The following is a 23,802-nucleotide window of genomic DNA, read 5'->3' on the forward strand; positions in this document are numbered from 1 at the left end:
CCAGCCCCGGACGCCTCAGCCCCGGACGCCTCAGACCCCGGACACCTCGGCCCCCGCCCAAGGCCGACCCGGCACCACCAGCGGGGAGCCGGTCACCGGATCCGGGATGACGACCGCCTCCAGGCCGAAGACCTCCCGCACCAGCTCCGCGGTGACCACCTCGCCCGGCGGGCCCTCGGCCACCACGCGGCCCGCGCGCATCGCCACCAGGTGGTCGGCGTAGCGGGCGGCCTGATTCAGGTCGTGCAGGACGGCGACGACCGTGCGGCCCCGCTCGTGGTTGAGCTGGCGTACCAGGTCCAGCACCTCCACCTGGTGCGCGATGTCCAGGTACGTCGTCGGCTCGTCCAGGAGGAGCAGATCGGTCTCCTGGGCCAGCGCCATCGCGATCCACACCCGCTGCCGCTGGCCGCCGGAGAGTTCGTCGACGGCGCGCGCGGCGAGCTGGGCGACGTCGGTGCGCTCCATCGCCTCCGTCACCGCCCGCTCGTCCTCCGCCGACCACTGCTGCCACCAGTGCTGATGCGGCTGGCGGCCGCGCGCCACGAGATCGGCGACGGTGATCGCCTCCGGCGCGACGGGCGTCTGCGGCAGCAGCCCCAGCGACCGGGCTATCTGCTTCGTCGGGATCCGCGCCAGATCCGCGCCGTCCAGGAACACCGCGCCGCGCCGCGGCCGCAGCAGCCGCCCCAGGGCGCGCAGCAGCGTCGACTTCCCGCAGGCGTTCGGCCCGACGACGACGGTGACCGCGCCCTGCGGCACGTCCAGGTCCAGCCCGTCGACGACCGTACGGTCCTCGTACGCCAGCGTCAGCCCCCGCGCCGTCAGCCTGCTCGGGGCGGGCTCCCCGGTCGTGGGGGCGGCGGTTGCGCCGGTCTCGGTCACGCTTCTCCTCCTGCGGCACGGCTACGGGTCCCGGCGGCGCGGCCACGGCCCGCCGTGCGGCTGCGGGTGCGGTGGCCCCGGATGATCAGCCAGATCAGATACGGCGCGCCGACGGCGGCGGTCAGCACGCCCACCGGCAGCTCCGTCGGCGCGAACAGCTTGCGGGCCAGCAGATCGCCGCCCACCACGATCGCCGCGCCCAGCAGCGCCGAGCTGAACAGCGGGATCTGCGCGGTGCGCGTCAGCCGCCGGGCGATCTGCGGCGCCAGCAGCGCCACGAAGTCCACCGGGCCCGCCGCGCCCGTCGCCATCGACGCCAGCACCACGCCCAGCGCCACCAGGCCCAGCCGGGTGCGGCCCAGCCGGACGCCCAGCGCTGTCGCGGTGTCGTCGTCCATCGACACCGTCCGCTGCGCCCGCGCCGCCCACAGCACCGCGGGCAGCAGCGCCAGCAGCGCCCAGCCCAGCGGCGCCGCCTCCGCCCAGCCCCGCCCGTTCAGCGACCCCGTCATCCACACCTGCGCCTGCTGCGCGACCAGGTAGTCGCCCTTCGTCAGGAACAGCTGGATCACCGAGCGGAGCGCCACCGCGAAACCGATGCCGATCAGTACGAAGCGGGTCGCGTGCAGCCCGCCGCGCCACGCGAAGACGTACACCAGCCCCGCCGCCAGCAGCCCGCCGGCCACCGAGAGGTACGGCAGCACCGTGTACGAGGTGACCCCGAACGTCATCGCGCCGACCGTCAGCGCGCCCGCGCCCTGGGTGACGCCGATGATGTCCGGGCTGGCCAGCGGGTTGCGGGCGACCGTCTGGATCAGCCCGCCCGCGACGCCGAACGCCGCGCCGACCAGCAGCCCCACGGTCATCCGCGGCAGCCGCAGCGTCCCGACGACCAGCTCCTGCGACGACGGCCGCCCCAGGATCACGTCGAGGACGTCGGACGGCGCGACGAAGTCCTCGCCGACGCAGAGATACGCCAGGCACACCGCGGCCAGCGCCGCCGCGAGCAGCACGGCGACGACCGCCGCCCGGCGGTGCAGCAGGAACGAGACCCTGGAGGCACGGCCTGCCCCGAGGACGGCGTAACCGGCCGGACGGTGCCCGGCGGCCGGGCGCGGGGCCGGGCGCGGGGCCGGGGCGGCCACCGCCTCGCGGGTTCCGGGGGCGTTCACGCGGCCACCGCCTTCCGGCGGACGAGGGTCACCAGGAACGGCACCCCGATGAGCGCCGTCATCACGCCCGCAGGGACTTCCGACGGCGGGAAGACGATCCGCCCGACGGTGTCCGACACCAGCACGATCACCGGCCCGAGCAGCGCCGCCATCGGCAGCACCCAGCGGTGATCGTTGCCGACCACGGCGCGCGCCAGATGCGGCACCGCGAGCCCGACGAACGCGATCGGACCGGCCGCCGCGACGCCCGCGCCGGTCAGCACCGTCGCGCCGAGCCCGCCGACGATCCGTACGACGGCGACCTTCTGGCCCAGCCCCCGGGCGACGTCCTCGCCCAGCGCCAAGGCGTCCAGACCGCGTGCCACCGACAGCACCAGCACCGCGCCGACCAGCAGGAACGGCCAGATCTGGGCGGCGACCTCGCTGTCCCGGCCGGTCAGCGAGCCGACCTGCCAGAACCGGAACTCGTCCAGCGCCGCCGCCTGGGTCGTCAGCACCGCCATCGTCACCGACACCAGCAGCGCGTTGATCGCCGCACCGGCCAGTGCCAGCTTCACCGGCGTCGCCCCGCCCCGGCCCCGGGTGGCGATGGCGTACACGACGACCGACGCGACGGCGGCACCGGCGAACGCGAACCAGACGTAGCCGGCGAGCGTGTGCACCCCGAACAGCGAGATCGCCAGCACCACGCCGACCGACGAGCCCTGGCTGATGCCGAGGATGCCGGGGTCGGCGATCGGGTTGCGGGTGATGCCCTGGAGCACCGTCCCGGCCATCGCCAGCGCCGCCCCGACCATCAGGCCGATCAGCGTGCGCGGCAGCCGTAGGAAGCGCACCACCTGCGCGGCGTCGCCGTCCCCGCCGTGTACCAGCGCGCCGATCACCTCGGACGGGGCGAACGCGCGGCTGCCGACGGCGAGCGAGAGGAGGACGGCCAGCAGCAGCGCCGCCACCGCCGCCAGCGTCAGGACGAGCCGCCGCCCGCGCATCCGGCTCATCGCGCGCCCCCCGGGGCCGGACGTGCCGGGTCGCGCGGCGGCGCTCCGGGGGCTGCTTGCCTGGTCGGCTGACATCGGGTCCATTTCGAGATATCCGGGCGCAGCACGCGCCCCCGGACCCCGGCGGCGGACCACCGGGCCCCCAGGGGCACGCGCTTAGGTAAGGCAAGGCTAAGGGTACGACCCGGGGTCGTACCGGGCCGGGCGGGGCGGCCCTGCGGGGCTGTCGGTGGCGCCCGGCACAATGGGGGGCATGGCTGCCCCGATCGCCCCCGCCGACCCGACCGTCCCGAGCGCCCCCGCCCTGACCGTCGGCTTCGATCTCGACATGACGCTGATCGACTCCCGCCCCGGCATCAAGGCCGCCTACCAGGAGCTGACCGCCCGCACCGGCGTGAATGTCGACGCCGACCTCGCGATCACCCGCCTGGGCCCGCCGCTGGAGCAGGAGATCCGCCAGTGGTTCCCCGAGGAGCGGACAGCCGAGGCCAGTGAGCTGTACCGGGAGCTGTACCCGCAGTACGCGGTCGCGCCGACGCCCGCGATGCCCGGCGCCCACGCGGCGCTGGCGGCGGTGCACGCCGCCGGTGGCCGCACGCTCGTCGTCACCGCGAAGTTCGAGCCCAGCGCCAAGCTCCACCTCGACCACCTGGGCCTGGAGGTCGACATCCTCGCCGGGTCCCTGTGGGCGGAGGCCAAGGCGGCGGCGCTGCGCGCGCACGGCGCCACGGTCTACGTCGGCGACCACACCGGCGATGTGCGCGGCGCGCGGGCCGCGGACGCCCTGTCGGTCGCGGTCGCCTCGGGGCCGTGCGATGCGGCGGAGCTGCGGGCGGCCGGTGCCGATGTGGTGCTCGACGACCTGACCGCGTTCCCGGGCTGGCTCGCCGGTTACCTCGCGAGGGACGCCGCGTCCGCCTGAGCCCGGCGGCGCTGGCCGACGACGGAGCGAACCACCCCCGCCCCGGCGATGAGGAAGCCCACGCCCATCAGCATGCACACCCAGTAGAAAACCGAAGGCAGCGGTTCGGCGCCGATGAACAGTGGGGTCATCGTGGCCAGAGTGGCCAGTGCGCCAATGAAGAACACGATCGCGCCGATTCGGACCAGCAGATCCCCATCCCGGGGCGTTTCGTCAGACACCTGACCAGGGTAAGTCCGGCCACAAGCATGGAGGAACCGCCCGGTACGTCTTGTCACCGCGCGCGGGAGCATTAGCCTTGGTGACGGCGGGTCAGGGTGACCCGCTGCACTGCTATCCAGACCCGTTTTTCCGGCAGTTTTTCCGCACTTTCGGCATTTTCTGAGCAGTCAGCCCGCATTTTTCCCACGAGTACGAGGACGAGGACAGACGTGCCTACCGGCAAGGTCAAGTGGTTCAACAGTGAGAAGGGCTTCGGCTTTCTCTCCCGCGACGACGGCGGTGACGTCTTCGTGCACTCGTCGGTGCTGCCCGACGGCGTGGACGCACTCAAGCCGGGCCAGCGCGTCGAATTCGGCGTCGTCGCCGGTCAGCGCGGCGACCAGGCACTGTCCGTGACGATCCTCGACCCGGCGCCCTCGGTGGCCGCGGCCCAGCGCCGTAAGCCCGATGAACTCGCCTCGATCGTGCAGGACCTGACCACTCTGCTGGAGAACGTCACCCAGCAGCTGGAGCGGGGCCGCTACCCCGAGAAGGCGCACGGCGCCAAGATCGCCGGAATGCTCCGCGCGGTCGCCGACCAGCTCGACGTCTGACCCCGCCCCGCCGGGCCCGCGCCCGGCCGGACCATCCGGATCAGACGAACGCCAGCGCGTCCGGGCCGAGGGGCGGCACCAGCCCCTCGGCCGCCGCGCGCGTCAGCAGCCCCCGCACCGCCGCATACCCGTGCTCGCCGAGGTCGGCGGTGAACTCGTTCACGTACAGCCCGATGTGCTGGTCGGCGACGGCCGGATCCATCTCCTGGGCGTGCCCGAGGACGTACGGACGGGACGCCTCCGGGTCGTCCCACGCCATTCGCACCGACGTCCGCGCCGCGTCCGCCAGCCGCCGCAGCATCTCCTCGCCCAGCGACCGCTTCGCGATGATCGCGCCCAGCGGAATCGGCAGCCCGGTGGTGCGCTCCCAGTGCTCGCCCATGTCGGCCAGGCAGGTCAGGCCGTAGTTCCCGTAGGTGAAGCGGGCCTCGTGGATGACCAGGCCCGCGTCGACCTTGCCGTCGCGGACGGCCGGCATGATCTCGTGGAACGGCAGCACCACGATCTCCCCGACGCCGCCCGGCACCTCGGCCGCCGCCCAGAGCCGGAACAGCAGATACGCGGTGGACCGCTCGCTGGGAACCGCCACCGTCTTCCCGGCAAGACCCGCCGCGTCACCGCCCCCGCGGGTCAGGACCAGCGGCCCGCAGCCGCGCCCCAGCGCCCCGCCGCACGGCAGCAGCGCGTACTCCTCAAGCACCCACGGCAGCACCGCGTACGACACCTTCAGCACATCGAACTCACCGCGCTCGGCCATGCCGTTGGTGACGTCGATGTCCGCGAAGGTCACCGCCAGCTCCGGTGCACCGGGGACGCGGCCGTGCGCCCAGGCGTCGAAGACGAAGGTGTCGTTGGGGCACGGCGAATACGCGATGTCCAGCGGCCGGGTCACGGGTCCTCCTCGCAAACGGGCCCGGCGCGGTGGCCGGGCCGGGTGTCACAGAGCGCGCAGTGCGGCGGGCAACGCCGCGAACGCGCCGGTCAGCGCGGTCAGCGCGGGGCCGATGCGCCAGGCCGCCCGGTCGCGGGGGCCGACCGCGTTGGAGACCGTACGGATCTCCAGCACGCCCGCGCCATGGGCCACGGCCGCCTCGGCGACGCCGAAGCCCTCCATGGCCTCCGCCAGAACACCGGGGTGGCGCGCCGTCAGCTCCGCCGCGCGCGCCGCGGAGCCCGTCACCGTCGACACGGTCAGCACCGGCCCGGTGCGCGCCCCGCACGCGGCGGCGACGGCCCGTACCAGCGCCGGGTCCGGGCGGTGCGTGACCGTCCCGAAGCCCAGTTCCGTCACCGGCAGAAAGCCCTCGGGCGTCTCGGCGCCCAGGTCGGCGGCGGTGAGCGCGTCCGCGACGACCACACAGCCCAGCGGGGCGGCGGGCGCGAAGCCGCCGCCGATCCCGGCGGAGATCACCAGGGAGTACGGCGCGCCGTCCAGCGCGGCGGCGGTCAGCGCGGTGGCCGTCCCGGCCGCGGCGGACGCCGGACCGACCCCGGCGGCCAGCACGTCGACGGCGGGGCCGGTGTCCGCGCCGCCGCGGTGCAGCGCGAGGCCGCCGGGCAGGGCGCGCGGGGTGTACGGACCGCCCGCGGCGCACACCGCGTCGCGTTCGGCGGCCACCGCCGTGACGACGAGCACCCGCATCAGACGGCCCGCCCGGACGGCGCTCCGGCCCCGGTCAGCGGGCTCAGTCCTTCTGCTTCAGGTTGAAGTGCCACATGGTCTTCGGGCCCTGGCCCTTGCCCAGCTCCGCGACCTGGAGCGTGACCGACCGGGTGTAGGTGGTCTGACCGGTCTGCGGGTTCTGCTGCATGAAGAGGGTGTCCGCGTCGAAGGAGCGGTACGTCTCGTGGCTGGCCTCACGCATCACGGGGCCGCCGCCGATGACGATCCAGCCGGACTTGGCGACCTCCGGCGCCACGCCGACGCGGACCTTGTCGCCGGACTGGACGGTGACGGTCTTGCCACCGTTCTTGGTGATGCAGGTCTCGACCTGCTTCTTGCTCAGCAGCTTGCCGTCGCCGTTGCAGCCGGGCGTGGCCTCGGCGGTGACGGTCGTGGAGCCGACGGTCACGGTCGCCAGGTCGGTCGGCTTCTCACAGGCGGAGAGGGTGACGAGGCCCAGGGACACGGCACCGATGGCGGCAGCGGCGCGGCGGCCCTTGCCCCAGGAGATCATCGCAGCGGTCATGCGGGCAGGCTATCTGGCGCCCCGGCGCGCACCACGCCCGGGTACGGCGTGCCGCCCCGCGCCGCCCACATGCGTACCGGCCGGATCCGGCACCCGGGCCCGCCGCCGGAGATCGCCCGCACCCGGCGGGCGGCGCAGCCCGCGTTCCGCGACCGGCGCCGCCCGGCCGCTCACCGCACCCGCGCCCCGGCCCGTCCGCCGCGCCGGGCCGCGCCCAGCAGACCTCGTACGGACACCAGCGCACCCACCGCCACCAGTGCCGACGCCACCACCATGCCCACCTCGCCGACCAGCGGCAGCGCGATGCCGAGCGCGCCGCCGACCACCCACGACAGCTGGAGCACCGTCTCCGAGCGGGCGAACGCGGAGGTGCGCACCGTCTCCGGGACGTCGCGCTGGATCATCGCGTCCAGCGACAGCTTGCCCAGCGCCTGGCAGAGCCCCGCGGTGGCCGCCACCACCGGCACGACCACCAGGGACAGCAGCCCGTACCCGACCGCCGCCGTCACCGTCGCGGCCAGCGCGACGCCCAGCACCCCGGCGACGATCCGCTCCGGGCCGCGCGCCCGCAGCCAGGCGCCGACCGTCGTGCCCAGCGCGTTGCCGCCGCCCGCCGCGACCACGACCAGCCCCAGCGATGTCGCGGCGCCCAGCCCGGACAGCGGTTGCTCGCGCAGCAGGAACGCGAGGAAGAACGTCAGCAGCCCCGACAGGGCGCGGAGCGTGGCGTTGGCCTGGAGGCCGTGCAGCACCGACGGGCCGACGGTCCGCAGCCCTGGCCGCCACCCCGGCCCCGAGGGCTCCCCGGACGCCAGCCGCGCGCGGGCCTCGCCCTTCCCCGAGTCGACCTTGTGCGGCAGCGTGAACGACAGGAAGGTGCCGCCGCAAAACACCAGGAACGCCACGAAGAGCGGCCACATCGGCCCGATCAGATGCAGCCCGGCCCCCAGCGGCGCGGCCACCGCGGTCGCCAGCAGCCCGGCGAGCGTCACCCGCGAATTGGCCTTGACCAGCGAGAAACGTGGCGGCAGCAGCCGCGGCACCACCGCGCTGCGCACCACGCCGTACGCCTTCGACGCCACCAGCACGCCCAGCGCCGCCGGATACAGCTCCAGCCCGCCGGCGGCGACCGCGCCCGACATCGTCAGCGCCAGCAGCGCCCGCGCCAGCATCGCGGCGGCCATCGCGGCCCGCCGCCCGTGCGGCACCCGGTCCAGCAGCGGCCCGACCACCGGCGCCAGCAGCGCGAACGGCGCCATCGTCACCGCGAGATACAGCGCCACCCGGCCCCGCGCCTGATCCGTCGGCACCGAGAAGAACACCGTCGAGGCCAGCGCGACGGTGATCAGCATGTCGCCCGCGGAGTTCACCGCGTGCAGTTCGATGAGTTTGCCCAGGCCCGATTCGCCCGCGCCGTGCGCATGGGTGGCGCGCCGGACGCCGCGGGCCGCACCGGTGAACGGCCGGTGCAGCGCTCGCCCGGCGGCCCGGCCCGCCCCGCGGACCCGGTTGCGCCGCAGCCCGCTCCGGGTCGACGCGCGCGAGAACCGCGAGCCCTTCGATGCCCGTGCGGCAGCCATCCGGCCATACTGCCCGAATTTGCCAGCTATCGGGCGGTTTCCCGGGCTTGTTGCGCGAGGTGGCGGCGGCCCGCGCCCCTCTCACCGCCACCGGCGGCCCCCGGCGATCACATTTGCCGCTCCCGCCGAGGGGTCGTCCACGAACGAAGGGGTAGCGTGTGTAGCGCGCCACCGGCGGTCGTCCATGGCCGCGCGCCTTTGCGCGATCCCTCAGAATGGGTCGTGAGAGGTGCGCTCGACCCAAGCGATCGGGCGCGGACGTCGACGCGGTCCCCAGGTCCGCTCCGCCCGCCCCGGCCCCGCCGGTCGTCCGGACATGGACAGGACAGCTCCGGCTGGCGCACTCGTGAGACGGCGTGGAAGAGAGAATCGATTCTTGTGAGTGCTGCGATGCGAAGCCGTACCCCGGACCGCTTGTGCGCCGAGGCGGTCGACCTGGCCCGTGCAGCGGCCGAGGAGACCGCGCTGCCGGGCATGGTCGGCGAGCACCTGGAGGCCGTCGCCGACGGCGACCGCGTCGTCACGCACCTCTTCGCCTGCAAGGAGCCCGGCTACCGCGGCTGGCGCTGGGCCGTCACCGTCGCCCGCGCCTCCCGCGCCAAGGTCGTCACCCTCGACGAGTCGGTGCTGCTGCCCGGCTCGGACGCCGTCCTCGCCCCCGAGTGGGTGCCGTGGAGCGAGCGGCTGCGCCCCGGCGACATGGGCCCCGGCGATCTGCTGCCCACCGACGCCGAGGACCTGCGCCTGGAGCCCGGCTACACCGGTGAGGACACCCCGCCGCCGAACTCCGCCCTCGCCGCGGACCTGCCCGCCCAGACCGCGGAGATCGCCGAGATCGCCGACACCGAGGACGCCGACGTCGTCCCCGGCTCGCCCGCCGTCCAGCCCGCCCCTGCCCGCGGCGACCTCACCTCCCTCGCCGACGAACTGGGCATGCGCCGCGCCCGCATCCTGTCCCGCTACGGCCTGCACGAGGCCGCCGACCGCTGGGACGAGGCGTTCGGCGCCCGCACCGCGATGGCCCAGGCGGCCCCCGCCACCTGCATCTCCTGCGGCTTCCTCACCCCGCTCGCCGGCTCCCTGCGTCAGGCGTTCGGCGTCTGCGCCAATGAGTTCTCCCCCGCCGACGGCCGCGTTGTCTCCCTCTCCTACGGTTGCGGCGGCCACTCCGAAGCCGCCGTCATGCCCGCCCCGCCCCGCCCCGCCACCCCCGTGGTCGACGAAACCATCATCGAACCCCTCACCCTCCGCCCCGAACCCACCGGCGGCTCCGTGGAGGACACCACCCCCCCGGAAGAACTGGGCCACAGCTGACCCCGAGCCCCTTTCTTTTTCTTTTCTCTCCTTTCCGAGGGCGCGACCCGGCGACGACGGACGACGCAAGGTGGTGGGGCGGGGTGGCGTTGCGGACGTAAAGCGAAGCAGTCCGCAACACCACCCCGCCCCACCACCGTCACCCACCACCTACCGAGGGCCGCGCCCTCCCCCGCCGGGCAGGCGCCAGGCAGGCGCCCGGCGCCCCCCACCACAGAAATGCCCGCCGCAAAGGCGACCGGCGCTACGGTCGGAACAAAGACGTGAGGGAGACGCAAGTGACCGGTACGGCAATGGTCCGCGGGGAGGCCGGGGGCGCAGACCCCTTCGGCACCTCGCGGCTGCGGCGCGGAGTCCTGGAGGCATGGGCCGCCTCCCCCGCCCGCTTCCGGGAGGACGCCAACGCCGAGGAGGACCTCGCGCTCGGTGGCTACCGAGACCGCCTCGCCGTCGAGCTGGCCCAGAACGCCGCCGACGCCGCCGCCCGCGCCGGTGTCCCCGGCCGCCTGCGGCTGACCCTGCACCCGGCCGACGGTGACGCCCCGGCCGTGCTCGTCGCGTCCAACACCGGTGCCCCGCTGGACGCCACCGGCGTCGAATCGCTCGCCACCCTCCGCGCCTCCGCGAAGCGGGAGGCCGGCGTGGAGACCGGGGCGGTCGGCCGGTTCGGGGTCGGGTTCGCCGCCGTGCTGTCGGTCACCGACGAACCGGCGCTGATCGGCCGCACCGGCGGCGTCCGCTGGTCGCTGGCCGAGGCGCGCGAGCTGACCCGCGAGGTCGCCGCCCACAGCCCCGGGCTCGGCGGTGAACTGCGCCGCCGCGACGGCCACGTTCCGCTGCTGCGCCTGCCGCTGCCCGCCGAGGGCACCGCGCCCGAGGGGTACGACACCTCCGTGGTGCTCCCGCTGCGGGACGGCGCCGCGCTGGACCTCGCCGAGCGGCTGCTTGCCGGGATCGATGCCGCGCTGCTGCTGACCCTGCCGGGGCTAGCCGAGATCGTCGTCGAAACCCCGGACGGCGTACGGGAGTTGCGGCGCGCGCGGGACGGCGAGCTGGTCCGGATCGAGGACAGTGAGCGCGGCGACACTCGCTGGCGGGTGGTGACCGATGGTGGCCCGCTGGAGCCCGCGCTCCTCGCCGACCGACCGGTCGAGGAGCGGCTGCGCCCGGTGTGGTCGGTGACGTGGGCGGTGCCCGTGGACGCCGACGGCGCCCCGGCCGCGCCCGGCACCGCGCCCGTGGTGCACGCCCCGACACCGACGGACGAGCCGATGGGCCTCCCGGCGCTGCTGATCGCGTCGTTCCCGCTGGAGCCGACCCGCCGCCATGTCGCGCCCGGTCCGCTCGCCGACTTCCTGGTGGCGCGCGCCGCCACCGCGTATGCCGCGCTGCTCGGCGCCTGGCGCCCTCTGACCACCGCCGCCCTGGACCTGGTGCCGGGCCCGCTCGGCAAGGGCGGTATCGATGGGGAACTCCGCGGCCGGATCCTGGAGTTGCTGCCCCGGACGCGGTTCCTGCCCGCCGCCGCCCCGGCCACCGCACCGCCCGCGGCGCCCGACGACACCTGGGACGAGCCCGGCGGCGCCGTCCGCGACGGCCTGCGGCCCATCGACGCGGAGGTCCTGGAGGGCGGGGGCGCCGCCACCGTCGCCGTCCTCGCGGAACTCTTCCCCACGCTGCTCCCCGCCGGGCTCGAACGCCGCCCGGAGCTGCGGGCGCTGGGCGTCGCCCGGGTCCCGCTCGGCGAGATGATCGACCGGCTGGCGGGCGTGGAACGGGACCCGTCCTGGTGGTGGCGGCTGTACGACGCGCTGGCCGGGACCGACCCGGACCGGCTCTCCGGGCTGCCCGTCCCGCTGGCCGCACCGGACGGCCGCCCCGGCGCCGTCCGCACCACCCTCGGGCCGCGGCAGGTGCTGCTCCCGGTGTCCGGCGAGGACGCGGCGGACGGTGCGGCGGCCCGGTACGCCACGCTGACCCGCCTCGGGCTGAAGGTCGCGCACCCCGACGCGGTCCACCCGCTGCTGGAGAAGCTGGGCGCGCTCCCCGCCTCACCCCGCGCGGTTCTGACGACGCCGCAGGTCAGGGCGGCGGTGGCGGGCTCCCTCGACGCCGACGAAGACGCCTGGGACCTGCTCGCCGACCCGGACGGGCCGGGCGCGCCGCCCGGTGCCGACGAGATCGCCGAGACGGTCCTCGGCCTGGTCCGCGACGCGCACCTCGCGCCCGGCGACGAGCCGTGGCTGGCCGCGCTGGCCCTGCCCGACGAGGACGGTGAACTGGCCCCCGCCGGTGAGCTGGTCTACCCCGGCAGCGCCTTCGAGCAGGTCCTCCGTGAGGGTGAACTCGCCGCCTGCGACGCGGAGTTGGTGGACCGCTGGGGCGAACAGCCGCTGACCGCCGTCGGGGTGCTGGCCGCCTTCGCGCTGGTCCGCGCCACCGATGTGGTCCTCGACCCGGACGAACTGGAGCCGCGCGAGGGTGACTTCGCCGAACCGGACGACGCGGGGCTGCTCGACGCCGTCGACGTGTGGTGCGAGGACATCCTCGACGCGCTGCCCGACACCCCCGTACCGCCGGTGGTCACCGAGCTGATCGCCGTCCGCGACCTCGACCTCGTCGACGACGACGCCTGGCCGCAGGCGCTCGCCCTGCTCTCCCGGCCACCGCTGCGCGACGCCCTGACCGCACCCGTACGGGTCCTGCTGCCCGACGGCACCACGGAATCCGTCCGCCCCTACACCGCATGGTGGCTGCGCGGCCACCCGGTCCTCGACGGGCGGCACCCGGCCGGACTGCGGTCCGCGGGCGGCGATCCGCTGCTCGCCGGGCTGTACGAGGCGGCCGACGCGGGCGACGTCGATCCGGAGGTACTGCGGGCGCTGGGCGTGCGCACCTCACTGGCCGCGCTGCTGGACGAACCGGGCGGCGCCGCCGAACTGCTGGGCCGCCTCGCCGACCCGGACCTGCCGGTCACGGCCACCCAACTCCATGCGATCCACGGCGAGTTGGCGCTGCTCGACCCGGAGGTGGTGACGCTGCCCGACGCGCTGCGCGCGGTCGTCCCGGACGCCGACGGCGGGCCCGGCGGCGAGGTACGGGTGGCCGACGCGGCCGACGCGCTGGTCGCCGACGCGCCGGACCTGATGCCGCTGGTGGCCGAGCGGGCGCTGCTGCCCGTCGCCCCGGACCGCGCCGCCGCTCTCGCCGAACTCCTCCAGGTGTCACGGCTGAGCGAGGCGGTCGACGCCGACGTGCGCTCCGAGGGCGTACGGCATGCGGTGCCGGAGGAGGTCCGGGCGCTGCTGGGGCCCGCCACCCCCGAGGCGTACACCGAGCACGAGGAGTTGCTGGTCGGCGACGGCGATGCCACGGTCGAGCTGGACTGGCGGCTGACGGCCGACGGCGCGCTGCACGCGGCGACGCTGGAGGGCGTGGCCGCCGGACTGGCGTGGGCCGCCGGTCAGTGGCCCCGCCGCTTCGAGGTCGCCGCGCTCCTGGAGGAGCCGGACCGGGGCGAGGAGCTGGCGCGGTCGCGCTGGTTCGACTGACGGAGGGGGCGTGGGGCGGTTCCCGGCTCACGTCCGGGGCCGCCCCACGCCGTGTGCCGGGTCCGCGCGTACGGCTCCGGGCCCCGGCCCGTCAGCGCCTCACCCGGCGAACTTCTTGACCAGCCCCCAGATCAGCGCACCCGCGCCGACCAGCAGGATGAGCCATTCCCACCACTGGATCGTCCCGGAGCTGCTGCCGTGCGACGAGTGGTAGGTGTGGTGGTAGTGATGCGACCGTGCCAGTACCTCGTGGGTGAGGTCCCCCGCGGAGAAAGCCATGGGCAGGGACCCTAGGCGGCGCGGTGGCGGCGGCGCCAGCCGCGTGCGGGCACTGTGACCCGCTTGATACGGCGCGCGAGCGCCGTCGCCGCCGCGCCGCAGGCCACCGCAGCCGTCGGCGACGACGGCCGGGAACTCGCCTACACCGCCGCCCCCGGCCAGACCAACGACGTCACCGTGACCGAGGCGTACGCCAAGGACGACCACGCCCGGCTCACCTACCTGATCGACGATCGCGTGCCCGTTTCCGCAGGTCACGGCTGTGTCCACCCGGACGCCGCCGACGCCACCACGGTCCGCTGCACGGTCGTCACCGTCGAGAGCCAGGACCCGTACGCCGCGCTGACGATGGACCTCGGCGACGGCGACGACCGCGTCGCGCTGGCCAACACCGCGGGCGAGACGTACTTCTTCAACCGCGTCCTGCTCGGCGACGGCGACGGCACCCTGACGAGCACCGGGCCCGCCGACGGCAGCTCGGTCGTGGGCGGCGCGGGCGACGACCGGATCACGGTCGGGGCGGCGGCCACCGTCCTCGGCGGCGAGGGCCACGACACGATCGAGGCGAACGGCGACGCCGCGCTCGCGGAGGGCGGCCCCGGCGACGACGTCCTCCGGGGCGGTCCCGGCAGCCAGACCCTCTCCGGCGGCGACGGGAACGACAGGCTGTACGGCGGTCCCGGCGACGACATCCTCAACGGCGGTCCGGGCGACGACATCCTGTACGGCAACAGCGGCAACGACCACCTGTACGGCGGCCCCGGCAAGGACCGGCTGTCGGGCGGGCCCGGCGAGGACGTCGTCCAGCAGGACTGAGGGGGCGGGTACCGGCCGCCTCGCGGGGAGCGGCCGGGCGCGGCCCTCCGGACGGCGGCGGACCCGACCGGTCGCCGTCGCCGCCCGGGCGTCCGCCCCGAGGCCCGGCGCCCGCACATCCGCCGGGTCCCGCGCCCGCCCCGGCCGCCGCCTCACGCCATCGTCCGCCGCAGCCTGCGCCAGACGATCTCCAGCGTGACCCCCGCCACCACCGCGACCCCCACCGCCGTCCACGGCAACACCGTCCCCACCAGCCGCAGCGCGAAGAAGTGCTGCAACCACGGCACGGCCAGCACGATCAGGAAGGCCACGCCCATCGCCGCGACCAGCGCGATCCGCCACCAGGTGTAGGGGCGGGCGATGATCGCCAGGACCCACATCGCGGCGAGGAAGAGCGTCAGCGTCGCCGCGCTGGTCTCCGCGGACAGCGCGTCCGGCCCGGTGTAGTGGTGCCGCGCCAGCAGATACGTCACGAACGCCGCGGCGCCGGTGATCAGCCCGGACGGCACCGCGTACCGCATCACCCGGCGGACGAAGTGCGGCCGCGCCCGCTCCTTGTTGGGCGCCAGCGCCAGGAAGAACGCGGGGACGCCGATGGTCAGCGTCGACAGCAGCGTCAGATGGCGCGGCAGATACGGGTACGGGATCTGCCAGCAGGCCACCAGGAGCGCCAGCAGCACCGAGTAGACCGTCTTCGTCAGGAAGAGGGTGGCGACGCGGGTGATGTTGCCGATCACCCGGCGGCCCTCGGCGACCACCGACGGCAGCGTGGCGAAGCTGTTGTCGAGCAGCACGATCTGCGCGACTGCCCGCGTCGCCTCCGAACCGGAGCCCATCGCGACGCCGATGTCCGCGTCCTTCAGCGCCAGGACGTCGTTGACGCCGTCGCCGGTCATCGCGACATGGTGGCCGCGCGACTGGAGGGCGCCGACCATGTCCCGCTTCTGCCGCGGCGTGACCCGGCCGAAGACCGTGCCGTCCGCCACCGCGGCGGCCATCGACTCCGGCGCGGCGGGCAGCTCCCGCGCGTCCACCGGCGCCGCCGCCCCCGGCAGCCCGAGCCGCCCGGCGACCGCGCCCACCGACACCGCGTTGTCGCCCGAGATGACCTTGGCGGCGACGTCCTGCTCGGCGAAGTACGCCAGCGTCGCCCCGGCGTCCGGCCGCAGCCGCTGCTCCAGTGCCACCAGCGCCGCCGCCTCCACATCCCGGGCGAGCGCCGGATCGTCCAGCGCCCGCGCGGTGTGGGCCAGCAGCAGCACCCGCAGCCCCTCGGCGTTCAGCTCCTCGGTCTCGGCGAGCGCCGGATCGCCGGGCGGCAGCAGCACGTCGGGCGCGCCCAGCAGCCAGGTCGTGCGCCCGCCCGCGGGGTCGTCGAGGACGGCGCCGCTGTACTTCCGGGCGGACGAGAACGGCAGCGTGGCGGCGCACCGCCAGCCGTCCTGCTCGGGGAACGCCTCGATGATGGCCAGCAGGGAGGCGTTCGGCCGCGGGTCGGCGCCGCCGAGCGCGCCGAGGATCTGCCGCAGCCGCCCCTCGTCGGCGCCGTTCAGCGGCCGCAGCGCGCTGACGTCCATACCGCCCTCGGTGAGCGTCCCGGTCTTGTCCAGGCAGACGACGTCGACCCGGGCCAGCCCCTCGATCGCGGGCAGCTCCTGCACCAGGCACTGCTTGCGGCCCAGCCGGATCACCCCGATCGCGAACGCCACCGACGTCAGCAGCACCAGCCCCTCGGGCACCATCGGCACGATCCCGGCGACCATCCGCCGCACCGCGTCGTCGCCCGCCATGTGGAGGGTGAAGAGGTGGCTGAGGATCAGCCCGAGCGCGGTCGGGATCATCATCCACGTCACGTAGGTGAGGATCCGGCTGATGCCGGAGCGCAGCTCGGAGTGGACGAGCGTGAAGCGGCTGGCCTCCTCGGCGAGCTGCGCCGCGTACGCCTCCCGGCCGACCCGCGTCGCGCTGAACGCGCCGCCCCCGGCCACCACGAAGCTGCCGGACATCATCGGCTCCCCGGGCCGCTTCAGCACCGGATCCGCCTCGCCGGTCAGCAGCGATTCGTCGACCTCCATGCCGTCCGCCTCCAGCACGGTGCCGTCGACGATGACCTTGTCGCCTGGCCCCAGCTCGATGACGTCGCCGAGGACCACCGCGGAGGTGGAGAGGGGGACGGCCCGCCCGTCCCGCCGTACGGTCGGCTTCGCCTCCCCGACGACCGCGAGGTTGTCGAGCGTCCGCTTGGCGCGCAGCTCCTGGAAGATGCCGATGCCGGTGTTGGCGATGATGACGAAGCCGAACAGCCCGTCCTGGATCGGGCCGACGAACAGGATGATCACGAAGAGGACGCCGATGATGGCGTTGAACCGGGTGAAGACGTTGGCCCGCACGATGTCCGGCACCGAGCGCGAGGAGCGCACCGGCACATCGTTGACCTCGCCCCGGGCGACCCGCTCGGCCACCTCGGCGGCGGTCAGCCCCGGATGCGCGGGCGGCTCGGCGTCGCTCCCCGGTGCCTCGATGGCGCTTCCGCCGTCCGGCCCCCCGGAGCTGCTGCCGTCCGGCCCCGGGCCGCCGCCGGGTTTCGCCCACTGCGTCATGGTTAGACGGTACGGGGGCGGGGCGCGGCGCACCCGCTGGGCGGTGAGGCGGTGGATCAGGCGGCGTCGGCGGCGGTCGCCTCGGCTGCCGCCCGGGCGGCGCGCTTGATGGCGGCGTCCCGCTTGCGGACGTACACGATGCCGAGGCAGCCGAGACCGCCGCCGGCCAGGCAGGTCCACACCCACCAGGCGTGGCCGCCGTCGGCGAACCAGCCGTAGAAGGGCAACTGGCCGAGGAAGAGGACGAACCAGATGAGGGTGCCGCCGGTGATCGTGCCGACGACGGGACCCTCAAGGGGCGCCGGAGCCGCGCGCAGTTCGGACTTCTTCCACATGGAACCCAGCTTACGGGGGCGGTCCGACGGGCCCACGCCCGGCCGTGGCCGGTTTCCGAGGGTAGGGGGCGGCCGTGCGGCGCGGGGGTCTACGCGCGAAGATAGCGATCAACGAATTGTTTATTCATACTGAACTCTTCCGGATCTGACTGGTTTCAATCGTTGATTGCTCCAAATTGATCGGGAAACGTGCTGTCCGTGCACCCGTCCCGGGATCACCCGGGCCGGGCCCCCGCGCCTCCTCCAGGCCCGTCCCACTGAGGTCCCGCCCATGTCGTCCTCGGCCACCACACCGGTCGAAAACGCTCTTCGGAGCCCAGGTCACCCGCCCAAGGACGGGCTCGACCGCTTCTTCAAGATCTCCCAGCGGGGCTCGACGGTGGCCCGCGAACTCCGCGGTGGCCTGGCGACCTTCTTCGCGATGGCGTACATCATCGTGCTGAACCCGATCATCCTCGGCGCGGGTGTGGACAAATATGGTCACCATCTCGACAACGGACAGCTGGTCACCGCCACCGCCCTGATGGCCGGTCTGAGCACCGTCCTGATGGGTGTCGTCGGCAACGTCCCGATCGCCATCGCCGCGGGCCTGGGCATCAACGCCGTCGTCTCCCTCCAGCTCGCCCCCAAGATGAGCTGGCCGGACGCGATGGGCATGGTCGTCCTCGCCGGTCTGGTGCTGATGATCCTCGTCGCCTCCGGTCTGCGGCAGCGCGTCATGGACGCCATCCCGCCGGGGCTGCGGCGCGCCATCGCCATCGGCATCGGCATGTTCATCTCGCTGATCGGCCTGGTCGACGCCGGGTTCGTCAGCCGTAACCCGGACGCCGCGCACACCACCGTGCCGATGGGCCTGGGCCAGGGCGGTCAGCTCAAGGGCTGGCCGGTGCTGGTCTTCGTGCTGGGCCTGGTGCTGATGTTCATGCTGGTGGTCCGCAAGACCAAGGGCGCGATCCTCATCGGCATGGTCGTCATGGCGGTCGTCGCGATCGTCATCAACGCCCTCGCCACCATCCCGGACGCCGCCTGGGGCCTCGCCGTCCCGAACGTCCCCGACAAGATCATCGGCGCGCCGGACTTCGGGCTCATCGGCCACATCAGCCTCTTCGGCGGCTTCCAGGAGGTCGGCCTGCTGACCGGCTGCCTCTTCGTCTTCACCGTGCTGCTCTCCGGCTTCTTCGACGCGATGGGCACCATCATCGGCGTCGGCGAGGAGGCCGGGCTGACCGACGAGAACGGCAACCTGCCCGGCATGGGCCGCATCCTGATGGTCGACGGCATCGCCGTCGCGGCGGGCGGCGTCGGCTCCGCCTCCGCCAACACCTGCTTCGTCGAGTCCACCGCCGGTGTCGGCGAGGGTGCCCGCACCGGCCTGGCGAACATCGTCACCGGCGGGCTCTTCCTGCTCGCGCTGGTCTTCACCCCGCTGGCGACCGTGGTGCCCGCCCAGGCGGCGACGCCCGCGCTGATCGTCGTCGGCTTCCTGATCATGGCGTCCAACGTCCGGCACATCGACTGGGGCGACTTCACCGTCGCCATCCCGGCGTTCCTCACCATGATCTCGATGCCGTTCACGTACAGCATCACCAACGGCATCGGCATCGGCGTGCTCGCCTTCATCCTGCTGCGCTCCGTCACCGGCCGTTTCCGGGAGATCCCCTGGCTGCTCAACGCCGTGGGCCTGTGCTTCCTGGTGTACTTCCTGCTCAACCCGATCGAGCAGCTGCTCGGCAAGTAACGACCTGTACCACCCCGGAGGTGCCGGCCGCCGCGTCAGCGGGCCGGCACCTCCGGCGCGTCCGGGGCCGTATCGCGCACCGTGCGTCCGGCGCCGATCAGCAGCAGCGGTGTGGTGAGGGCCAGCAGACCGGCGGCGAGCAGCGCGGTACGCGTCCCGGTGACGGCCGCGAGCAGACCGCCCAGCGCGGTCAGCGTCGCGATGGCCGCCCGGGAGGTCACCGACCACGCCGCCAGCACCCGCGCCACCCGGTCCGCCGGGAGCCGGTCGAGCCGGTACGTGACGAGCACCGGGTTGTAGACCCCGATGCAGAGGATCATGGCCAGCTCGACGGCGACGACGAGCGCGAAACCGCCCACCCCCGGCCCGGTCAGCGCCAGCCACGGCAGCCAGCACACCCGCAGCGTCCCCGTGGTGAGCAGCACCGCCCGGCGCCCGTACCGCGCGACGAGGGGCCGGGCGAGCCGGGAGCCGATCAGCCCGCCCACACAGGGCAGCGCGAAGGCCAGCCCGTACTGCCAGGGCGCGAAGCCCAGCCGGTCGACGAGCAGCACGGTGAGCAGCGGCTCGGTCGCCATGATCAGGCCGTTGACCAGCACGGTGTTGAGGAACAGCGGCCGGAGCGCCGGGTCGGCCAGCAGGAAGCGCCAACCGGTGAGGAGGTCGGCGGCGCGGGTGCGGGGACGCGCCGGGCCCTTGGCGGTCTCCGGGCCTTTGGCGATCTCCGGGCCGCCCGACCCGGAGCCGCCCGGCTCCGGTCCGTCCGCCTCCCGCCGCGCCGCGTCCCCGCCGGACGCGCCCTCCGTACGCGGCCCGGGGACGCCGCCCGCGGACCGCTCCGCCGCACCGCCCCGGCCCGGCCGGGCTTCGCCCTCGCCGACCGCCCGGAGCCCCACCGCCGACAGCAGATAGCTGACCGCGTCCACCGTCACCGTCAGCATCGGGCCCAGCGCGCCGACCGCGGCGCCGCCGAGCGGCGGGCCGAGCATGGTGGTGGTCCAGGTCGTGGACTCCAGCCGTCCGTTGGCGCGCAGCAGGCGTTCCGGCGGGAGCAGCGACTTGAGGAACGCGCCGCTCGCCGCGGAGAAGGCGATGTCGGCGGCGCCGACGACGACGGAGACCACCAGGAGCTGCGCGAAGCCGAGGAGGCCCAGCGCGTACGCGGCGGGGACGCTCAGCATCGCCGCGCACCGCACCAGGTCCATCGCGATCATCACGGGCCGTTTGCGGCGTCCCTCCACCCAGGGGCCGAGCGGTACGGCGGCCACCGCCCCGACCGCGGCGCCCGCCGCCGACAACGCCGCCACCTGCGTGGGCCCGGCGTGCAGCACGAGCAGGGCGGTCAGCGGCAGGGCGTTGAACGCGAGCCGGGTACCGAAGGCGCTGACGGTGTACGCCGCCCAGAGCCGGTTGAACCGCCGCCCGAGCGGCTCCTTGGACACCGTCACGTCCGCGCACTCCTCGCCTCCCGGCCGCACCTCGCGCGCGGACCGGCCGAAGCTAGCGAGCGGCGGGCGCGAGGGCAAATGACTTTGCGGCGGAGGGGGCTTCGGCCCGGACGGTCACCGGCCGGGCGCGGTCACGCGGCGGCCCGCCCGGCGCCGTCAGCCGTGCGCCGCCGGGGACCCGTCGGCCGCCTCCGGCGCCGTGTCGCCCCAGCCGCCGAGACGTTCCGTCGCATCGACGGAGGACTGGAAGCGTTCGTCGAAATCCTCGCGGACGAGCGTCCGGACGACGTAGTCCTGGACGCTCATACCGCGTTTCGCCGCGTGCTGCCGGATGCGCTCCAGCAGTTCGTCGTCCAGACGCAGGCTGAGCACTCGCGATCCCATGAGGACACCGTCGCCGCAGACCCCCGTCAGGTGCGTCGCTTTCCGGCGCGTCCTCACTCGTATGGGTGATGCGGATGCGTCCGTCTCCCACGGCTTTCCTTAGAAAGGGTAATGAGTTACGCTAACAAACATGCCGGACCTGTCCCGCGGCGACGACGCTGCCGCCGTGAGCGCCCTGCGGGGCGCCGTGATGCGCCTCTCCCGCCGCCTCAAGCACCAGAGGGTCGACGAGTCGCTGACCCCTACCGAGATGTCGGTGCTCGGCACCCTCGCCCGCTGCGGCCACGCCACCCCCGGGGAGCTGGCCCGCAAGGAGCATGTGCAACCGCCGTCGATGACGCGCATCGTGGCCATGCTGGAGGCCAAGGGGCTCGTCCGGTTGGAGCCGCACCCCGACGACCGCCGGCAGAAGGTCGTCACCCAGACCGAGCAGGCCGAGGCGATGCTCGCCGAGAGCCGCCACAAACGCGACGCCTGGCTCGCCGAGCTGGCCACCGGGCTGGACGACGACGAGTGGGCGAAGCTGCGCGCCGCCGCGCCGGTCCTGGAGAAGCTCGCCCAGCTGTAGCGACACCGAGCCGAGGAGGCGAACCGACGTTGAGTACGGGATCCGGATCAGACTCCGTCCCCGGACCGCAGACCCCGCACGAGACGGCCCCCGGCGCCTCGCCCGAGGCCACCGGGCGCGGGGCGCCCCCGAGCGCACCCGCCGCCCCGCGGAAGGGCATGTTCAGCTCGCTGCGCGTACGCAACTACCGCCTCTTCGCCACCGGCCAGGTGGTCTCCAACACCGGCACCTGGATGCAGCGCATCGCTCAGGACTGGCTGGTGCTCAGCCTCACCGGCTCCTCCGCCGCCGTCGGCATCACCACCGCGCTCCAGTTCCTGCCGATGCTCCTGTTCGGGCTGTACGGCGGTGTGCTCACCGACCGCTTCCCCAAGCGCAAGCTGCTGCTGGTCACCCAGTCCGCGATGGGCGGCACGGGGCTGGCGCTGGCCGCGCTGACCCTCTCCGGCAGCGTCCAGGTCTGGCACGTCTACCTGATCGCGTTCCTCCTCGGGCTCGTCACCGTCGTCGACAACCCGTCCCGGCAGGCGTTCGTCGTCGAGATGGTCGGCAAGGAGGACCTGCGCAACGCCGTCAGCCTCAACTCCGCCAACTTCCAGTCCGCCCGCCTCATCGGTCCGGCCGTCGCCGGTGCGCTGATCACCGCGTTCGGCAGCGGCTGGGCGTTCCTGCTCAACGGCCTGTCGTTCGCCGCGCCGATCGCCGGGCTGCTGATGATGCGCACCGCCGAGCTGCACAAGGTCGACCGGGTGCCGCGCAGCAAGGGTCAGCTGCGGGAGGGGCTGCGGTACGTCTCCGGGCGGCCCGAGCTGATCTGGACGATCGTCCTCGTCGGCTTCATCGGCACCTTCGGCTTCAACTTCCCGATCTGGCTGACCGCCTTCACGTACCACGTCTACCACCAGGGTCCGGGCACCTACGCGCTGTTCAACTCGCTGATGGCGGCCGGTTCGCTGGTCGGGGCGCTGCTCGCCGCGCGGCGCTCGTCGTCCCGGCTGCGGCTGCTGGTCGGCGCCGCCGTGCTCTTCGGCGCCCTGGAGATGGCCGCCGCGCTCGCCCCGTCCTTCTGGATCTTCGCGGTGCTGCTCGCCCCGATCGGCGTGGTCGGCCTGACGATCAACGTCACCGCCAACTCCAGCGTCCAGCTGGCCACCGACCCGCTGATGCGCGGCCGGGTGATGGCGCTGTTCATGATGGTCTTCGTCGGCGGTACGCCGCTGGGCGCGCCGCTCGTCGGCTGGATCACCGACAGCTTCGGCCCGCGGATCGGCTTCCTCTCCGGCGGTCTGGTCTCGCTGCTCGCCGCCGTCCTCATCGGCCTGATCCTGGCCCGCGTGGGCGGACTGCGGCTCCGGATAGACCTCCGCCGCGGCCACCGGCACGTCGCCTTCGTGCCCCGCGCCGCCCTGCCACCGGACGACGCGGAGCCGACCGCTTCCTCGGGCAAACCTGTGACGGTCGCCTGACCCGGCCACCGGTTTCCGGCCCTCGCCTCCCACCGGCGGGGGCCGGCCGCCGTTCCGGGCCCGGCCGCCCGCGTCGCAGGAAGCGCCGCCGTCGTCGCGTCGCACCGAAGCGCCGTCCTCGTACGGAAGCACCCCCGCCCGCGCGACACTGGCCGGGTGAGACTCTTCGCCGCGGTGCTGCCGCCCGGTTCCGCCGTCGCCGAGCTGGCGCGGCGGGTCGAGGCGCTGCGCGCGCTGCCGGGCGCCGGCCGGCTGCGCTGGGCCGGACACGACAGCTGGCACTTCACCCTCGCCTTCTACGGCGAGGTCCCCGACGAAACCCTGCCCGAGCTGCGCGAACGCCTGGCCCGCGGCGCCCGGCGGCACGCCCCGTACGGGCTGCGGATCGCCGGGGGCGGGCGGTTCGCCGACCGGGTGCTGTGGGCGGGCGCGGACGGCGATCTGGCGGCGATACGGAAGCTGGCCGGGACCGCCGCGGCCGCCGGGCGCCGGGCGGGGCTGGCCGGGCCCGCCGTCGACGGGCGCCGCGGCTTCACCCCGCACCTCACCCTGGCCCGCAACCGCGACCCCCGGGTGGACCTCGCGCCGTTTGCCGCCGCGCTGGAGCACTTCGACGGCAGCCCCTGGACCGCCGCCTCGCTCACCCTCGTCCGCAGTCATCCGCCCGCACCGGGCGTCGCGGGCGCCCGGCCGCACTACGAGACGGTGGACAGCTGGCCGCTCGGCGCTCCCGGTCGCTGAA

General features: G+C 74.4%; 22 protein-coding genes. 9 read left to right on the forward strand and 13 right to left on the reverse strand.

What is annotated here, in order from left to right:
* Nucleotides 1–30: 30 nt before the first annotated feature.
* The 3 genes from OG422_RS18970 to OG422_RS18980 are packed head-to-tail and all read right to left on the reverse strand — an operon-like array spanning nucleotide 31 to nucleotide 3,055.
* Nucleotides 31–885, reverse strand: coding sequence for an ABC transporter ATP-binding protein (locus tag OG422_RS18970; protein WP_405743826.1), 855 nt, complete (start codon nucleotides 883–885; stop codon nucleotides 31–33).
* Nucleotides 882–2,030 (reverse strand): FecCD family ABC transporter permease, encoded by a 1,149-nt coding sequence (locus tag OG422_RS18975; RefSeq protein ID WP_405747889.1) that lies wholly within the window; start codon nucleotides 2,028–2,030, stop codon nucleotides 882–884. Before OG422_RS18975 ends, OG422_RS18970 begins: the two co-directional genes overlap by 4 nt.
* A 23-nt stretch (nucleotides 2,031–2,053) precedes the next feature.
* The gene (locus OG422_RS18980) at nucleotides 2,054–3,055 is read right to left on the reverse strand and encodes an iron ABC transporter permease (RefSeq protein ID WP_251076724.1); all 1,002 of its coding nucleotides are present in this window, start codon (nucleotides 3,053–3,055) and stop codon (nucleotides 2,054–2,056) included.
* A 253-nt stretch (nucleotides 3,056–3,308) separates the two neighbouring features.
* On the opposite strand from OG422_RS18980, the gene OG422_RS18985 reads away from it, so the two are divergent.
* Nucleotides 3,309–3,977 (forward strand): HAD family hydrolase, encoded by a 669-nt coding sequence (locus OG422_RS18985; RefSeq protein WP_405743827.1) that lies wholly within the window; start codon nucleotides 3,309–3,311, stop codon nucleotides 3,975–3,977.
* On the opposite strand, the gene OG422_RS18990 is transcribed toward OG422_RS18985, so the two are convergent.
* Entirely contained in the window at nucleotides 3,947–4,198 is a 252-nt protein-coding gene (locus OG422_RS18990) for a hypothetical protein (RefSeq protein ID WP_405743828.1), read from the reverse strand. The genes OG422_RS18985 and OG422_RS18990 overlap by 31 nt on opposite strands.
* Before the next feature lie 210 nt (nucleotides 4,199–4,408).
* On the opposite strand from OG422_RS18990, the gene OG422_RS18995 reads away from it, so the two are divergent.
* Nucleotides 4,409–4,792, forward strand: a complete 384-nt coding sequence (locus OG422_RS18995) for a cold-shock protein (RefSeq protein ID WP_143942785.1) — start codon at nucleotides 4,409–4,411, stop codon at nucleotides 4,790–4,792.
* A gap of 40 nt (nucleotides 4,793–4,832) precedes the next feature.
* On the opposite strand, the gene OG422_RS19000 is transcribed toward OG422_RS18995, so the two are convergent.
* The 4 genes from OG422_RS19000 to OG422_RS19015 form a co-directional block, all read right to left on the reverse strand.
* The gene (locus tag OG422_RS19000; protein WP_143942784.1) at nucleotides 4,833–5,684 is read right to left on the reverse strand and encodes a 1,4-dihydroxy-6-naphthoate synthase; all 852 of its coding nucleotides are present in this window, start codon (nucleotides 5,682–5,684) and stop codon (nucleotides 4,833–4,835) included.
* Between the two features lie 45 nt (nucleotides 5,685–5,729).
* Entirely contained in the window at nucleotides 5,730–6,434 is a 705-nt protein-coding gene (locus OG422_RS19005; protein ID WP_405743829.1) for a futalosine hydrolase, read from the reverse strand.
* 43 nt (nucleotides 6,435–6,477) lie between these two features.
* Nucleotides 6,478–6,981 (reverse strand): hypothetical protein, encoded by a 504-nt coding sequence (locus OG422_RS19010; RefSeq protein ID WP_143942782.1) that lies wholly within the window; start codon nucleotides 6,979–6,981, stop codon nucleotides 6,478–6,480.
* Between the two features lie 170 nt (nucleotides 6,982–7,151).
* Nucleotides 7,152–8,561, reverse strand: a complete 1,410-nt coding sequence (locus OG422_RS19015; RefSeq protein ID WP_405743830.1) for an MFS transporter — start codon at nucleotides 8,559–8,561, stop codon at nucleotides 7,152–7,154.
* A gap of 390 nt (nucleotides 8,562–8,951) precedes the next feature.
* Between OG422_RS19015 and OG422_RS19020 the strand changes: the two genes are divergently transcribed.
* Together OG422_RS19020 and OG422_RS19025 are read left to right on the forward strand one after the other, a co-directional pair.
* The gene (locus OG422_RS19020; RefSeq protein WP_405743831.1) at nucleotides 8,952–9,875 is read left to right on the forward strand and encodes a DUF3027 domain-containing protein; all 924 of its coding nucleotides are present in this window, start codon (nucleotides 8,952–8,954) and stop codon (nucleotides 9,873–9,875) included.
* A gap of 293 nt (nucleotides 9,876–10,168) precedes the next feature.
* Nucleotides 10,169–13,426 (forward strand): sacsin N-terminal ATP-binding-like domain-containing protein, encoded by a 3,258-nt coding sequence (locus OG422_RS19025; protein WP_405747891.1) that lies wholly within the window; start codon nucleotides 10,169–10,171, stop codon nucleotides 13,424–13,426.
* Nucleotides 13,427–13,525: 99 nt separating this feature from the next.
* Here the strand turns inward: OG422_RS19025 and OG422_RS19030 are convergent, their stop codons facing one another.
* A complete protein-coding gene (locus tag OG422_RS19030) occupies nucleotides 13,526–13,705 on the reverse strand; it encodes a hypothetical protein (protein ID WP_143942489.1) in 180 nt (59 codons plus the stop codon).
* A gap of 54 nt (nucleotides 13,706–13,759) precedes the next feature.
* Here OG422_RS19030 and OG422_RS19035 point away from each other — a divergent pair, with 54 nt between their 5' ends.
* Complete coding sequence (locus OG422_RS19035; RefSeq protein WP_405743832.1) at nucleotides 13,760–14,521, forward strand: calcium-binding protein; 762 nt, start codon at nucleotides 13,760–13,762, stop codon at nucleotides 14,519–14,521.
* Nucleotides 14,522–14,673: 152 nt separating this feature from the next.
* Here the strand turns inward: OG422_RS19035 and OG422_RS19040 are convergent, their stop codons facing one another.
* Both OG422_RS19040 and OG422_RS19045 read right to left on the reverse strand, forming a co-directional pair.
* Nucleotides 14,674–17,121, reverse strand: coding sequence for an HAD-IC family P-type ATPase (locus tag OG422_RS19040; RefSeq protein WP_405743833.1), 2,448 nt, complete (start codon nucleotides 17,119–17,121; stop codon nucleotides 14,674–14,676).
* 56 nt (nucleotides 17,122–17,177) lie between these two features.
* Nucleotides 17,178–17,456, reverse strand: a complete 279-nt coding sequence (locus OG422_RS19045; protein ID WP_405743834.1) for a DUF2530 domain-containing protein — start codon at nucleotides 17,454–17,456, stop codon at nucleotides 17,178–17,180.
* A gap of 271 nt (nucleotides 17,457–17,727) precedes the next feature.
* Between OG422_RS19045 and OG422_RS19050 the strand changes: the two genes are divergently transcribed.
* On the forward strand, nucleotides 17,728–19,194 hold the full coding sequence (locus OG422_RS19050; protein ID WP_405743835.1) for an NCS2 family permease: 1,467 nt from the start codon (nucleotides 17,728–17,730) through the stop codon (nucleotides 19,192–19,194).
* A gap of 35 nt (nucleotides 19,195–19,229) precedes the next feature.
* On the opposite strand, the gene OG422_RS19055 is transcribed toward OG422_RS19050, so the two are convergent.
* Both OG422_RS19055 and OG422_RS19060 read right to left on the reverse strand, forming a co-directional pair.
* Entirely contained in the window at nucleotides 19,230–20,642 is a 1,413-nt protein-coding gene (locus tag OG422_RS19055; RefSeq protein WP_405743836.1) for an MFS transporter, read from the reverse strand.
* A gap of 156 nt (nucleotides 20,643–20,798) precedes the next feature.
* Nucleotides 20,799–21,026, reverse strand: a complete 228-nt coding sequence (locus OG422_RS19060; protein ID WP_405743837.1) for a ribbon-helix-helix protein, CopG family — start codon at nucleotides 21,024–21,026, stop codon at nucleotides 20,799–20,801.
* A gap of 130 nt (nucleotides 21,027–21,156) precedes the next feature.
* Between OG422_RS19060 and OG422_RS19065 the strand changes: the two genes are divergently transcribed.
* The 3 genes from OG422_RS19065 (at nucleotide 21,157) to thpR (ending at nucleotide 23,801) form a co-directional block, all read left to right on the forward strand.
* On the forward strand, nucleotides 21,157–21,594 hold the full coding sequence (locus OG422_RS19065; protein ID WP_143942495.1) for a MarR family winged helix-turn-helix transcriptional regulator: 438 nt from the start codon (nucleotides 21,157–21,159) through the stop codon (nucleotides 21,592–21,594).
* Between the two features lie 29 nt (nucleotides 21,595–21,623).
* A complete protein-coding gene (locus OG422_RS19070) occupies nucleotides 21,624–23,060 on the forward strand; it encodes an MFS transporter (RefSeq protein WP_143942496.1) in 1,437 nt (478 codons plus the stop codon).
* Between the two features lie 156 nt (nucleotides 23,061–23,216).
* The gene (gene thpR, locus OG422_RS19075; RefSeq protein WP_405743838.1) at nucleotides 23,217–23,801 is read left to right on the forward strand and encodes an RNA 2',3'-cyclic phosphodiesterase; all 585 of its coding nucleotides are present in this window, start codon (nucleotides 23,217–23,219) and stop codon (nucleotides 23,799–23,801) included.
* Nucleotide 23,802: the final 1 nt, after the last annotated feature.

This window comes from Streptomyces sp. NBC_01525 (genome assembly GCF_045040405.1).
GTDB classification, from domain to species: Bacteria; Actinomycetota; Actinomycetes; order Streptomycetales; family Streptomycetaceae; genus Streptomyces; species Streptomyces benahoarensis.

What these genes read in the sequence shown, in the direction of transcription:
- OG422_RS19020 (WP_405743831.1), top strand. Translation starts at nt 8,952, where the DNA reads ATGCGAAGCCGTACCCCGGACCGCTTGTGCGCCGAGGCGGTCGACCTG.
- OG422_RS19025 (WP_405747891.1), top strand. Translation starts at nt 10,169, where the DNA reads ATGGTCCGCGGGGAGGCCGGGGGCGCAGACCCCTTCGGCACCTCGCGG.
- OG422_RS19015 (WP_405743830.1), bottom strand. Translation starts at nt 8,561, where the DNA reads ATGGCTGCCGCACGGGCATCGAAGGGCTCGCGGTTCTCGCGCGCGTCG.
- OG422_RS18980 (WP_251076724.1), bottom strand. Translation starts at nt 3,055, where the DNA reads ATGAGCCGGATGCGCGGGCGGCGGCTCGTCCTGACGCTGGCGGCGGTG.
- OG422_RS18985 (WP_405743827.1), top strand. Translation starts at nt 3,309, where the DNA reads ATGGCTGCCCCGATCGCCCCCGCCGACCCGACCGTCCCGAGCGCCCCC.
- OG422_RS19060 (WP_405743837.1), bottom strand. Translation starts at nt 21,026, where the DNA reads ATGGGATCGCGAGTGCTCAGCCTGCGTCTGGACGACGAACTGCTGGAG.
- OG422_RS19010 (WP_143942782.1), bottom strand. Translation starts at nt 6,981, where the DNA reads ATGACCGCTGCGATGATCTCCTGGGGCAAGGGCCGCCGCGCCGCTGCC.
- OG422_RS19050 (WP_405743835.1), top strand. Translation starts at nt 17,728, where the DNA reads ATGTCGTCCTCGGCCACCACACCGGTCGAAAACGCTCTTCGGAGCCCA.
- OG422_RS19040 (WP_405743833.1), bottom strand. Translation starts at nt 17,121, where the DNA reads ATGACGCAGTGGGCGAAACCCGGCGGCGGCCCGGGGCCGGACGGCAGC.
- OG422_RS19065 (WP_143942495.1), top strand. Translation starts at nt 21,157, where the DNA reads ATGCCGGACCTGTCCCGCGGCGACGACGCTGCCGCCGTGAGCGCCCTG.
- OG422_RS19045 (WP_405743834.1), bottom strand. Translation starts at nt 17,456, where the DNA reads ATGTGGAAGAAGTCCGAACTGCGCGCGGCTCCGGCGCCCCTTGAGGGT.
- OG422_RS19005 (WP_405743829.1), bottom strand. Translation starts at nt 6,434, where the DNA reads ATGCGGGTGCTCGTCGTCACGGCGGTGGCCGCCGAACGCGACGCGGTG.
- OG422_RS19030 (WP_143942489.1), bottom strand. Translation starts at nt 13,705, where the DNA reads ATGGCTTTCTCCGCGGGGGACCTCACCCACGAGGTACTGGCACGGTCG.